Origin of the sequence: Bacillus cereus group sp. BfR-BA-01330 (genome assembly GCF_022663885.1) — a bacterium.
In the GTDB taxonomy this organism is placed as follows: domain Bacteria; phylum Bacillota; class Bacilli; order Bacillales; family Bacillaceae_G; genus Bacillus_A; species Bacillus_A cereus.
Genome location: NZ_JAKUGK010000001.1, coordinates 733584 through 746917, shown reverse-complemented (window position 1 = coordinate 746917; position 13334 = coordinate 733584). Strand labels below are relative to the sequence as shown.

The window sequence follows — 13334 nt, the reverse complement described above, 5'->3', positions numbered from 1 at the left end:
CCTAAAGGTTAGTTATTCACATTTACTTCCTGTAACGGCTCTAACTCTTCCATAAAATCAAGCAAAGATCCTACAGTAAGAAATGCCTTTGGGTCTACCTCATCCTCTGGAACGCATAGCTTTACATCCATTTCTATGTATACAATAAGCTGTAACATCATTACCGAATCTATATATAAATCTTGATTTAAGCGCATCGTTTCTTCTAAATGCGGTACATTTTTCAGTTCCATTTTTTCTATCATAATTTTTAACACGGCATTCTTTAACGCTTCCCGTCTCATGTTGTAACCTCTCCCATCTCTAGTAACTTTCTACTTACTTTTCCAGTTTTATTTTTAGGAATTTCATTTACACTTTCAATTTCATGCGGAACTTTATAAGAAGGTAAGTGCTGAATACACCATTCTCTTATTTTCACTGGATCAACATGAGAGATCACTTTCGCTTTAACTATTTCGCCCATCACAGGATGTTTCCCCCGATATACAATTGCCTCTTGCACACCTTCCAATCGAAGCATCGTTTCTTCTACCTCTATAGGAAAGACTTTTAATCCTGAGACATTAATTACATCGTCCATACGCCCCATAAAATGAATGCCACGCTCAGATTTATACCCTAAATCCTTCGTGAAAATTTCCTTATCATTCATTTTCACGACGATTTCTTCCGGTGCATTTTCATCTGAACCTATGCTTATACTTGCATGAGGTAGAGGGTTTCCTAAATCTAAATGGCTTTTCATATCATGACATATACTAATACAACCTGCTTCAGAACAACCGTATTGCTGCATCATATATGTTGTCATTTTTTTTAGTTTATAAAATAGTGCTTCTGGCAAAGGCGATCCTGATGTCATAATTTTATGAAACTGGAACGTTCCTAATGGAAAACTCCCCATAATGTGTAACATAAGTGGTACTGCATATATAATATGTTTTTCTGTATTGCGAACTATATTTAATGCGAATTTAGGATTTTTGTTCGTAATGATTACAGGCTTGCTCCCCCTCGTAATTGCTGATAACGTACCACATATTAGTCCGTATGAATGTGAAACAGGAGCCATAACGATTGGCACTTCATCTACTTCACAGTTTAAAGCTTCATTATAGGCAGTAATTTCTGTATCAACTTCCGTCCATGCTCTACGAATCAGTTTCGGTTCTCCCGTAGTTCCCGAACTATATTGCAATAAAGAAGGCTCTTCTAGTAAAAAGTTCCCTACTTCTAATTTTGTAAAATCGCCATATTCTCCATATAAAATCCCTACACAATTCGCACGCTTTGCCATTTCAATAGCCGTTTCTTTTGGCGTATCTTCATGTATAAGTAATACTGATGATTTCTTTTCTTTTAAGAAAAACACAAGCGTAATAATATCGAATGGATCTTTCAGACAAAGTGCAAATCTATTTCCTTCTGCTTTTTGAAATTGTTCCATTTCCTCATAAACTTGTAATCTCAATTCAAAATCACTTTTGCTATACTCTTGTTTATTAACGATTAGCATAATTTCCCCCTGTAACAGCTGATTTTTGTTTCATAAGTTGTCTTACTCTATACAATGGATTTGGAACTTCATGAACAAGCGATTCCACATCCATATATAATCGACGTTTCGTTAATTGTTCAGCATAGAATGTAGGTGCATATAATTGAATATTTTCAAATCTACCTTTCAAATGTGGATATATTCTTAAATGATTTTCAATTTCTTCAACAACCATCATCCAAAAATGTTCTTCTTTCAATCCATACTCATCCGCAAGTACGAATGCTAATTCTCCTAAATTAAACAGAAATAGTGCATCTAACACCATCTCTTGCAAACATTCAATGCGATCCATTTCAAAGAAATCATTCATTTTTCCATTCGCATATGTTTTATGCATTTTAGTAAAGTCGGGACATTTGTCAACTTCTTTCAAATATGGACGATAAAACTCAAGCCCTTCATGAAAATCCTTTAACGCAATACGAACAGGCACCCCTTCTTTATGGACTAGAATCATATTTTGTCCATGTGATTCCAGTGCGATGCCATGCTCTACAACAAGATGTATAACTGGTATTATCGCTTTTTGAATAAGTAATTGTAGCCAATCCTTCATTCCATATTTATTCAACCACGCATCAATAATTGGTGTACCATCTTTCTCTTTAGCGTATAAACCATTAAAAGGAATTGCATCCTCTTGTGCATCTAAATACTTGTGAACGCTTTCGCGCCAAATGCATCCTAATGAACCATATATAGCTTTCTTATTCGTGTCATACGTTACACTTGAAAACTCACTTAACAAGATTAAACGTGCTTCATCCATTAAATAGGCGTCATTACTTACAACATCATTTAACCAATTTGATATTACTGGTGCACTTACAACAGAGTATGGTTTCAGCGTACGAAGTGTTGAAGTGTTGAGTAAATTCATCGATAATTTAACGTACGGTTTCTTTGGACTCGTAATATTTCTTAACGTTCTCATTGACTGTTGCGCGCAATAATCGTCCTCTGATGTTCCTAAATAAATAATAAATTTACCCTGTATATGATCCGCATAATTTGAAATGATGAAATTCTCCCACTGCCATGGGTGAACAGGTATAAACACGTACTGTTTTGGATTACATCCCTTATTACGAATTCGTTCCATAAACTCTTCTAATTTACGATCGCCAATCTCCTCTTTTAAAATGTTGTTATACATCACTTCATTCTCATAACCTACAGTCGCATAATTCTTATGTGCTGCAATCCATATGAGTTTTATTGGCTGCATAAATTCATAACCATATTGAAAATTGTCACGATATTGAAATCCAACACGTGCTTTATAACTAGGATGATATGGATGGCCATCTATTAATTGGCTTTCAAACTCATCGTAAGATTTTTGAGTATATTCTCTCTTATTATTTCTTTCATATTGTGCAATCGTGTCTTTAAATATTGTTTGTTCTAATTCGTGCATAAAAGAATCTAATTTAGCTTGTTCTACACTAGTAACCCGAAAAACTTCTTCTAGAAATTGCGAGACAGACTGTATTTCTTGCTGTTCATCTTGGACTCTTACTATTAATGAGTCTAAAGAAATACGTCCAAATGTCATCCGTTCCCTGCCATAGCATTTGTACGTGACACTTTTGTCTTCTTCATCAAGTCCTTGTATTAGAAAAAGAATTTGTTCTTCTTTTTCTATGCGAACCGGCGTAATAATCCCCTCATAAATTAACGATTCTACTAATTGACGTAGCACTCTTCTTCGTACTGAAATGCAATCTTCTGATTCGAGCGCCTTCAATACTTTCGTATGATACATGTCCACTCTCATAAAACCCTCCACCTTATGACAAAATACCATTATTTGTATTACGTGAAATTTTAACGCTATTTATGAACGAACAGCCACTTCTCTAACGAGCGGATTATGTACTTGCACATAAATTGCTTGCTCTAATGGATTACTTAACTCATCGACATCGAAAAATCTCGTTAGTAAATTTGCTTTACACGCTAACTTATCTTCGTCCAATAATTCTCTTAAAAATGTTGAAGGTTCCCGGTTAGACGGAAGGAATGATTCAAGTACAGACCTTAATTCCGAGAGAAGAATTTCCTCCTTAATTAATCCTGCTGTGCCAAAACCATTAATGAGGCCAAACATATGATTGAAAATTAAGTAGTAACGAAATCTCTCATCCACAATATAGTCGTCATATAAATTTCCAGTACGTTCTCCAATACCAGCTAATTCATTATTAAGCTTTTCTTTCATTGAATTACAGAAATAAAATCCTTGATTATCACGGAAATAATATTTGACCGGATAACCATCTTTTAGCTGAACAACGCTATTTTGCTGATGAGCTTCTAATGCAACACCATACTGTAAATACATCCATACCATTGGCTTTAAAGAAATATTCATATATCGTCTAAACCACTCTAAGCTTACTTCTTCACAGCTTTTACTTTCTAAATCTGCTAGACGATGAATAATATTCGATAACCGCGTACGCTCTCCAGGTATAGCGTCTTGAACTAGCCCAGCAATTAATGTTGCGTCGTTTGCATGTTCACTATAAAAAGGATTCTCACGAATAATTACTTCAAATCCAGATTCTTGTGTTCCATAATTTAATGTAATAAAGGCTGGATCACAAATAAAATCAAATCCTGGAAATCTTTCTCGTACTTCACCAATAGCCGTATTTAACATTTCCTTCCCTTCAAGACCACTCTCAAGTTCTTTCAGTTTATTAATACGCATTGAATTCGTTACTTTCACCGGAAATGAAAACTTAAGCATATACTTCGAATCGGGATGATACAGTGTCCTTAGTGATGATGTTGCCATATAATACTTACCTACAGGTCCAATATACTCAAGCAATTCTTGAACTATCCAATCTTGTACGTAAGCTTGATGCAAGAGCCATTCTGCCTGAAGCGGATGAATTGGAATTAATGCATATTGATCTTCCTTACAGTACTTCGCTATAAATTCCTTACTAACCGTCTCATCATTGCTTAATTCTTCTTTTATAATCATTGTTGTAGAATCTGATAATAATGATTTTTCATTTACTATACTTTTATGTGCCCGAAAATAATGAAGCTGACATTCTCCTTTTAATTCTGGAGAATACATTGCACTTTTCCAATCCAATATCCCCTGTCTACTCTTTGGTGTAGGATGAGTTAAATGCCCAAATAATAAAGACTGCTCCGCTTCTATAAAAGTTGTATGGAAACCGTATAATGCGGATTTATCTTCTATTCTCTCTTTTGTAAATTCCTCAATATTTTGACAACTACGAATGACTCGAAGCATAAGTTCCGCAGGATTCGTTCCTTCTCCGTAGTTGATAGACATCTCTTTTATTAAAAATGTAATAACTGTAACGTAATCTGCTGTAATAACAGAATTACTATCTCCAATTTGATAATAAAATTGTTCTCCAAACAAATGGCGATCTGTTGATGATTTATATATAACTTCTCCATACAAAGTAACGTTCTGTGCCGATAGCCGACAACATAAATATGTGGGGACTGTATCTCTATTCAACGTATTACTGAAGATACTCTTCATTCTTTCATCCTCTGTAATCCATTCTCCACTCCCTGTTTCTCTTAAATAACAGTTTAAAAAGCTTTGTAATGTTGCATGTTCTGCGATTTGTTTCGCATGCTGCATGTTGGTCCTCCTCTTTATATTAACGCTATGAGAATTTCATATTACAATTGATAATTGAATATCGTTATCAACTATGATTCTAATTGATAATGATATTCAATTCAATAGTATATTTCAGAATTTTTTTATCAAATTAAATTTTTCTTTTTTTCTTTCTTTTCTTTAATCTAGTTAAAAGTACACTAGAAAAATTCTTGCTTTCAAACTAATTACCTACTATTTTTTATTAATCCACCTTTTGATGGATTAATAAAAAGGTACACCAAATGAGGTATACCTTTCTATACGATATGTTTACATAATATTATTATATGCATCAATCTATATAGCTGTTTGTTTTTGTAACAAATTCAAATCTCTCCAACAATACGCTGTTTCTTCTACCCTTACTCTCTCTAAAAATTTCGTATCAATTTTTTCAGGGTTGAATTTTTCATAAAACTTTTTAGAAGGATTATTCGTAACAACCCAAACTAAAAGTGATTGCATATCATTATTTATACAATCCGATAATAAAGCTTGAAATAACTTTTGTCCTATTTTCATTCCTTGATACTCTTGTAAAAGGTAGATTGCATATAATTCTCCATCACAATTATATGTACCAGTTCTTTCTACTCCCCCATCGATGAATCCAACTATTTCTCCATTTAAATTCTCTGCTACAAATCTAAATTGATGATTACCCTCTTTTTGAAAAATATCTTCCCATTGTTTTTCTCGTTTCTCATATGCTATATTATCTAGAATTTCGTCAGCAAATATCCCTTTATACGTTGCTTTCCAACTATCGACATGCACCTTTGCTATACCTTGTATATCATCCTTTATTGCTCTTCTAATATGTATTCCCATCATTTCTCCCCCTTTATTACTCATCATTATATTAATTTCATTCCTTAAAAATCCAAATAAAAAAGAGTGAATTCACTTCACTCTTTTTTATCACAATTATCTACTTTCCACTTCAACTGAAACTACTCGATCAATCTCTTTCAGGGAACTATATAATTCTGTTGTATATAAATCTTCTGGAGCTAAAATAACCATCTCTAGTTGCTGAAATGCTCCACTATCTATATCTTTAATTTTCACGCGTTTCACATGCATGCCTAAATTTTTAATTTGCTTAAATATACCATCTAACTCATGATGCTCTTTAACAGTAATTTTTATAGATAAATCCTTTTGTCTTAATGAATACGGTCCTGCAATTTTCACAAGTTGCGGAAGTACATTAATCGCTAAAATAATTAAAACCATAGCAACTGTCGCTTGTAAATAAAATCCCGCACCAATTGCGATTCCTAAAGCTGAAGCAGCCCACACCATAGAAGCTGTTGTTAATCCAGAAATAACGTCATTACTTCTTCGTAAAATGACACCTGCGCCAAGAAAACCAATTCCACTAACAATTTGAGCGGCCAGTCGCATCGGATCCATATTTGTATGTCCTGGAACAGAATATACATGCACAGATTCAATTGAAACCATCGTAATTAAACAACTTGCTACAGAAATAACCATACTTGTTTTCACACCAAGTGGTTTATTCTTTAGCTGCCTATCTATCCCGATGAATAATCCTAAAAAGAGTGCTAAACCTAATTTGAGTAAAAATTCATATGACATATTCCTATTCTCCTTACTTTACAATGTTTCCCTTAGAATAACTCACTATAACTCTTTTATGATATCAATTCCAGTCTTTTCTATTCATTTAACGTAAAAAACCGAAAAAACATTTATAACGATGTTTCTCCGGCTTTTTATTACACTTTAGATTCTTCTTTATTTCTGATCTTTAATCTTAATTTCTGCACCTTTGTAGAATGCTAATTTACTGTCATTATACTCTTTTGTAAATTTGTTAAACTGCTCTTTCGACTTTTGTGCTTCCACATTTAATTCATTAACAGTTTTAACTTTTTCACCGATTTCTTTTAATTTCGTTTCTTTTACTTTTAATTTTTCATACAGTTCTTTTTCAGTCGCTAACACTTTCGTGTAATTTTCATTCATCTTTTGGAATGCATCATAACGATTCTTATACGACTCTTCTACTGCTTTTGCTTGTTTTTGTAACTTCTTATCTTCAATCTTCTCTATATTACTTTGAACAGATTTCGTTTCCTTCTGTGCTTTTTCTAGCATTTCTTTCTCACTTTTCAATACTTTTTCACGATCATCTACATTTGCAGTAGCTTGCTCTATTTTCTTCACAACTGCTTCATTATGATCTTTACCTTCTTGCAAAATTTGAGCATATAATTCTTGCCCTTGTTTCTCTAACTGCTCTAATTTTTTTGCTTCATCCACTAAAGATTTTTCTTGTGTTGCTGCTGTTTCAAAAGCTGTATATAGATTTTCTTCTGGCTTTTCACCGAAACAACCTGTTAAAAGTCCTACTGATAATGCTCCAACTACTGCTACTTTTCCATACTTCAACGTTCATTCCTCCATTACATACGGTTATCATGCCAGAAGTTCACTGGGAAGTGACTCTCTTCATGATAAGCTTCAAACTCATAACCTTTTTCTTTTAGCCCCTTTAAAATTGCTGGCACAGCAGCAACTGATTGCGGGTGAATATCATGCATTAAAATTACTTCTTGTGGTTTTGTTGCGTTTGTTAATACGTTTTGAGCAATTTGTGCTGCAGCTGCATCAACTGGCATTTTATTGTATCTCCAATCTAATGAATCAATTGTCCAATCCCATACTTTAAATCCGCCTTCTACCACTTTATTTCGGAGACCTTCATTCAATCCAGGCATCGAACCATATGGAGGACGTGTTAATTTAGGTGATTTCCCAATAATATTAGCGATTAAACCTTGATCTTCTTTCATCTCATTTACATACTCGCCATTTTTATATAACTTTGCGAAATTATGTGTCATACTATGCATGCCTACATAATGACCCTCAGCATTTTCACGTTTCACTAAATCAGGAAATTCTTTTACATTCGCTCCAATTAAAAAGAACGTCGCCTTCGCATCATGTTGTTTTAGCGTATTTAATAATTCAGCCGTATATTTCCCTGGCCCATCGTCAAATGTAAGATAAGCAACTTTTCTTTCTTTTCCATTAAAACGACTTGGTGCCGTTTTATTCATTTCAACTTTCGGCTGTTCACTTGCAAGCTGCACTACATTTTCTTGTTTCGCAACAGCTTTTGCTGGTGAAGTAATTGATTGAAACATGTAATACCCAATAGCTACTGCGGCAATCGCTATTAAAACGACTACTATTTGTTTAATTTTTAAAGCTTTTTCCATTCTATCGAATTCCTCTCCCTATTAATCTTATATATAAATCGCCCAATATAATTATACATCTATTTATTTTTATTTCACCATATAAATAGATTTTATTTGTATTATAATGGGAGTTTTATCAAAATTGTTGTTCCTATTCCTTCTTTGCTTGTAACACTAAGCACACCGCCATGAAGCTCTACCATTTTTTTAACGATAGCTAAACCAATACCTGCACCTGCAGCATGATTATTAATTTGGTAAAATGATTGCTCAATATATGGTAAATGTTCTTTAGCAATTCCAATCCCTTCGTCTCTTACCTTAATCACTGCTTGTCCTTCTATTTTAGTCGCTTCAATGTGTATTGTACTTTTTTTATGTGAATACTTAATTGCATTTTGAACAATATTCAAGAAAACTTGCTTTAACCTATTTCGATCTCCCATCAATTCAATTCGGTCTATAGTAGTAATAAATCGAATTTCCTTCTCTTCCGATTTAGGAGTTAATTGCCAAATCGTCTCCTCTAGTATATCGTACAACTGCACCTTTTGTTTATATAAATTAAAATGATTTGATTGTAATCTTGAAAAATCTAGCAATTCTTCTACTAAATGAATCAATCTATCTGTCTCACCTGAAATAATGCCCATACCTTGCTTTATTTCTTCTTCTGTTAAATGATCTACTGTTTTTAACGTCTCACTCCAACCTTTAATTCCTGTTAAAGGCGTTCGTATTTCGTGCGAAATAGAAGCAATGAATTCATTTTTCATCTGCTCAGCCTTATCTATTTTATAGGCCATATAATTTAAACTATGTGCCAATTCACCTAATTCTCCAGGATAATCTTCTTTAATTTTTTGCTTTAATGTGCCTTCTGCAATTTGTGAAGAGGCTTGAATAATGGATTCAATTGGCTCAACAAATGAATTTGCCAAACGTCTACTAATTAAGAAGGCGACTCCCGAAATAACAATACCTACAGAAATAGTAAACGTAATAATTTCAATAATCTTTTTATTTACATTTGTTAAAACAGTCGTATATTTTAAAACACCAATAGTTTGTCCTTGATGTATAAGTGGGCTTAGCACCTCTAGTTGTTTTTTATTACCTTTCGTAGTAACTTGATTATACATTTCACCTTCTAATAATGATGGTGGAATATTCACTTTACCTTTTACCTTTTCACCACTTGAAGATTGTATAACCGAGCCGTGACGATCAATTAACTGTAATTCTGTTCCTTCTAATTGAAAGCTACTAATTATGTCACCACTATATTCTTGTAATCGAATAAAGTATAGTGAATTGTATTCTGAAAAAAAACGTGTACTCGTTTTCGCATGAGACTCTATATATTGCACAATACCATTATAATAGTATCGATAAATTGAGACTGAAAATACAACTTCAAATAATACAAGCATAAGTGTAATGACCGTCATAAAATATAAAGTCACTTTCCGTTTCATCTTATACTTTCCTTCCACACATATCCTTTTCCCCACACCGTAAGAATAAATTCAGGTTCTGATGGATTACATTCTATCTTTTGACGTAACCGTCTCATATTTACATCTACTACTTTCGTCTCACCTACGTAATTGGTTCCCCAAATCATATTTAAAATTTCATCACGCGAAACTGGCTTTGAAGCCTGATTCATTAAATACTGTAATATCATATACTCTGTAGGTGTTAAATCGACTAATTGTCCATCTTTATACAATCTTTCTTCTATAATATTTAACGAAAATGGACCTGACGTAACAATATTCGTTTTTTCTTCATGTACTTCTATTCTTCTTAATAAAGACTGTATACGTGCAGTTAATACTACTGGACTAAACGGTTTTGCAATATAATCATCTGCACCTATTCCTAGTCCTTGCACCTTATCTTCATCTTGTACACGTGCGGTTAACATAATAATACCCATTTTTTCATTTTCTTTCCTGATAGCCTTACAAACTTCTAAACCATCAATCCCCGGTAACATTACATCCAGCAGTGCTATATCAACAGTTTGTTCACTCAAAATTTGTAACGCTTCTTCTCCAGTAGTAGCTTCTATTACATAAAATCCAGCACGTTTTAAATTTAAAACAATAAAGCTACGGATCGTTAATTCATCTTCTAAAACTAAAATTTTTGACATAATTCCCACCTCCTACTCTTGTTGATAATCCGCTAGCGGTTTTATATATGCTTTCACTTTTTCAAATTCCGATTGCTTCGGTACTGCATATACGTGAGAAGCCGTTTTAATTGCTGCGCTGTAGCCTTTTATATTGAACCATTCTTTCCGCTTAAAAATATGAACTTCAAGCCATATTTTATTTGTTCTTGTATCCAAAAACTTTTGAGAATTTGATTCTTTTTGCTGATCTGGTATTGTAATTTTCCCTATTAACTCTTTAGGAATTTTCACATAATACCCTTTTTCTATATCTATATATCGTTCTTCAATTGGTTTAATTCCAGATTCACTCCACTGTATGTAACGTTCAAAAAGCGGACTATCACCATGTGATTTATCTTCCCAACCTTTTGGGCGTACAGTACGAACAAATTCAATAATGCCGTCTTCATTAACATCTTTACTTTCTACAACATATTCATTAAATAAATCTTCTTTCCCATCTATAGGTAATACTTCATAATGATCCTGATCAAATTTTGCTACATAAGTTATACCTGAATGAGCCCCTGTTCCCGCATCGATTACAACTGCCTTTAATGATTTAGAAATACGACCCATTTGTATTCTTTGAATACTATTTATATACGGATCAAATGTAACCTCTGACAATACCTTAAACTTTTCAATGAACTGAACCTTCAACTGTTCATCTTTCATATGCGAAACAAGGCTTATGTCTTTAAAACCATTTTTGTTTAAATCATCTATAAATAACTTTGTATACTTCTGTCTATAAAATTCCTTTATATCGTCACTCTCATCGGAAAAAACATACATTGTGTTTTCTAATAAATCACGATTGGTAGTTATTCCTATCAATAGTTCCCTTTTCCCACTCCCTGTGAAATCTCCTACCTCAACAATATCTACTTCTTCCCCATCAAATGTATAGGTTGACTTCATATTCCATCCATTATTTTTCTTCTCATATACGGCTAAATATATATGATAATCTTCATTAGGTATTTTATATACGATGACAGCTTCTTTTTTATTATCTCGCTCGAAATTCATTGACCATGTCGTCTGTTTATCTCTATTAGACATTGGAGTAAGTAAGCGATAATTAACAGGTAAATCTTTATCAATTTGTTCCTTTAATTCATCAATCCATTTTTCATTTGTAGGAGCTTCCATTAGACTTGTTGGAGCTTCAGACATTTTACATCCAGTCAATATAAAGATAATTCCCATCATACTTAACCATTTCTGCATATGATATCTTTCCTTACCACAAATTTTGAATATGTCCTTTTACTTTTTTACCTATCCATTATACTCATACATATGAGTATAATTTTTCTAAACTAAAAAATCGTTACAGAAAAGTTACAAATACATTCCAAAAAAAAAGATTGGCAAAAGCCAATCTTTTTTTATTATTCATTTCGGACTGATTTTGGCGTTACACCTAAATGATCATTTAATTTTTTTGAAATATCTTTTACATTTTTTTCATTTGGAATGTAATAATAAATACCACCGATACGTTTATCTGTGCCTTCTATTTGCAATTTTTCCATTTCCAAATTAGATCCTGCCATATTTTTTGTGATGGCAAGCATATCGTCAAATGTTAAGTTCGTTTTCATATTTTTATCAACCGCATCTAGTAAAGAGCCCATTTTGCTAATTGATTGAACAGACATCGCTTTTTTGGCAATTGCTTCTATTACAAGTTGCTGTCTCTGTCCACGCATTGCGTCACTATCAATTTTACGCGTTCTTGCAAGTGCAAGTGCTTGTTCTCCATTTAAATGTTGGTAACCTTTTTCTAAATGGATCATACCAGCTTGGTCTTTACTATCTTGTTCAGTGAAAGTAACTGGTACATCAATATCAATACCACCAATTGAATCGACAATTTGTACGAATGATTCAAAGTTAAACTTCACATAATAATCAACAGGGACATTTAAGAATCTTTCCACCGTATCGCGTGTGCTTTCTACGCCACCAAATACGTGAGCATGAGTAATTTTATCTAATTTTTTTCTAGTTGGAATATAAACACGTGAATCACGTGGAATACTTACTAGCTTAACAGACTTATCATCTTTATTAATTGTTGCTAATAAAAGTGCATCTGTTCGAACTGCTTCGCCATATTGGCTTTTTCTCATTTCACTTCCATCTACACCCATGATTAATATTGAAATATTATCCTTTAAAGGTTCAACTTCTTTATCACGCTTTGATGACTTTTCAATTTTCGCATACGCATCATTTACAACAGCTTTTGCTTTATTATATATAAACGAACCATATCCTACTCCTCCAAAAATAAGTAGGAAAAATGGAATTAATATGAACCATTTTATTGACTTTCTTTTAGAACGCTTTTTATTACTTCTCGTATTTTGTTCTAATTCAGAGCTCATACCCATTCGCCTCTCTTTCTCTTTACCAAGTATAATGTAAGTCTATTTATCTTCATATTGAATTTCCTTTCAGTAACCTTACAATTTTGTAAGGTTACTACTAAAACCCAATATGTATTCCATTTCACATTATACTCTCGTACTTATTTTTGGCAAGTCACTATTTACCAATTTCAAAAATTTAGCACTTCGCAACATGCAAATTTATAAATTCATTAACTCTTTCATTTTAAATTAGGATATCTTTTTCCAGATAAACGATATG

General features: G+C 33.0%; 12 protein-coding genes. All 12 read right to left on the bottom strand.

The features are described 5' to 3' along the window. Window positions 1-8 precede the first annotated feature (8 nt). The 12 genes from asbD to MR112_RS03735 all read right to left on the bottom strand — a co-directional run bounded on the left by asbD (window position 9) and on the right by MR112_RS03735 (window position 13069). A complete protein-coding gene (gene asbD, locus MR112_RS03790; RefSeq protein WP_001250557.1) occupies window positions 9-284 on the bottom strand; it encodes a petrobactin biosynthesis protein AsbD in 276 nt (91 codons plus the stop codon). Beyond that, window positions 281-1519: an AMP-binding protein gene (locus tag MR112_RS03785; protein WP_000909573.1), complete on the bottom strand. Its 1239-nt coding sequence runs from the start codon at window positions 1517-1519 to the stop codon at window positions 281-283. The genes asbD and MR112_RS03785 overlap by 4 nt, the downstream gene beginning before the upstream one ends. Beyond that, on the bottom strand, window positions 1506-3344 hold the full coding sequence (locus MR112_RS03780) for an IucA/IucC family protein (RefSeq protein ID WP_001261812.1): 1839 nt from the start codon (window positions 3342-3344) through the stop codon (window positions 1506-1508). Before MR112_RS03780 ends, MR112_RS03785 begins: the two co-directional genes overlap by 14 nt. A 60-nt stretch (window positions 3345-3404) precedes the next feature. Beyond that, window positions 3405-5213: an IucA/IucC family protein gene (locus MR112_RS03775; protein ID WP_001163349.1), complete on the bottom strand. Its 1809-nt coding sequence runs from the start codon at window positions 5211-5213 to the stop codon at window positions 3405-3407. 321 nt (window positions 5214-5534) lie between these two features. Beyond that, window positions 5535-6071 (bottom strand): GNAT family N-acetyltransferase, encoded by a 537-nt coding sequence (locus tag MR112_RS03770; RefSeq protein ID WP_031312783.1) that lies wholly within the window; start codon window positions 6069-6071, stop codon window positions 5535-5537. A 93-nt stretch (window positions 6072-6164) separates the two neighbouring features. After that, window positions 6165-6845: an MgtC/SapB family protein gene (locus tag MR112_RS03765; protein WP_000119510.1), complete on the bottom strand. Its 681-nt coding sequence runs from the start codon at window positions 6843-6845 to the stop codon at window positions 6165-6167. Window positions 6846-7004: 159 nt separating this feature from the next. Further along, entirely contained in the window at window positions 7005-7661 is a 657-nt protein-coding gene (locus MR112_RS03760) for a YkyA family protein (protein WP_000873566.1), read from the bottom strand. Window positions 7662-7675: 14 nt separating this feature from the next. Continuing rightward, the gene (locus tag MR112_RS03755) at window positions 7676-8497 is read right to left on the bottom strand and encodes a peptidoglycan-N-acetylglucosamine deacetylase (protein WP_000409484.1); all 822 of its coding nucleotides are present in this window, start codon (window positions 8495-8497) and stop codon (window positions 7676-7678) included. A 101-nt stretch (window positions 8498-8598) separates the two neighbouring features. Continuing rightward, window positions 8599-9957: a sensor histidine kinase gene (locus MR112_RS03750; protein ID WP_242244789.1), complete on the bottom strand. Its 1359-nt coding sequence runs from the start codon at window positions 9955-9957 to the stop codon at window positions 8599-8601. Beyond that, window positions 9954-10643, bottom strand: coding sequence for a response regulator transcription factor (locus MR112_RS03745; RefSeq protein ID WP_000036068.1), 690 nt, complete (start codon window positions 10641-10643; stop codon window positions 9954-9956). Before MR112_RS03745 ends, MR112_RS03750 begins: the two co-directional genes overlap by 4 nt. A 12-nt stretch (window positions 10644-10655) precedes the next feature. Beyond that, a complete protein-coding gene (locus MR112_RS03740; RefSeq protein ID WP_001174859.1) occupies window positions 10656-11903 on the bottom strand; it encodes a hypothetical protein in 1248 nt (415 codons plus the stop codon). 164 nt (window positions 11904-12067) lie between these two features. Then, the gene (locus MR112_RS03735; RefSeq protein WP_002182662.1) at window positions 12068-13069 is read right to left on the bottom strand and encodes an LCP family protein; all 1002 of its coding nucleotides are present in this window, start codon (window positions 13067-13069) and stop codon (window positions 12068-12070) included. Window positions 13070-13334 lie beyond the last annotated feature (265 nt).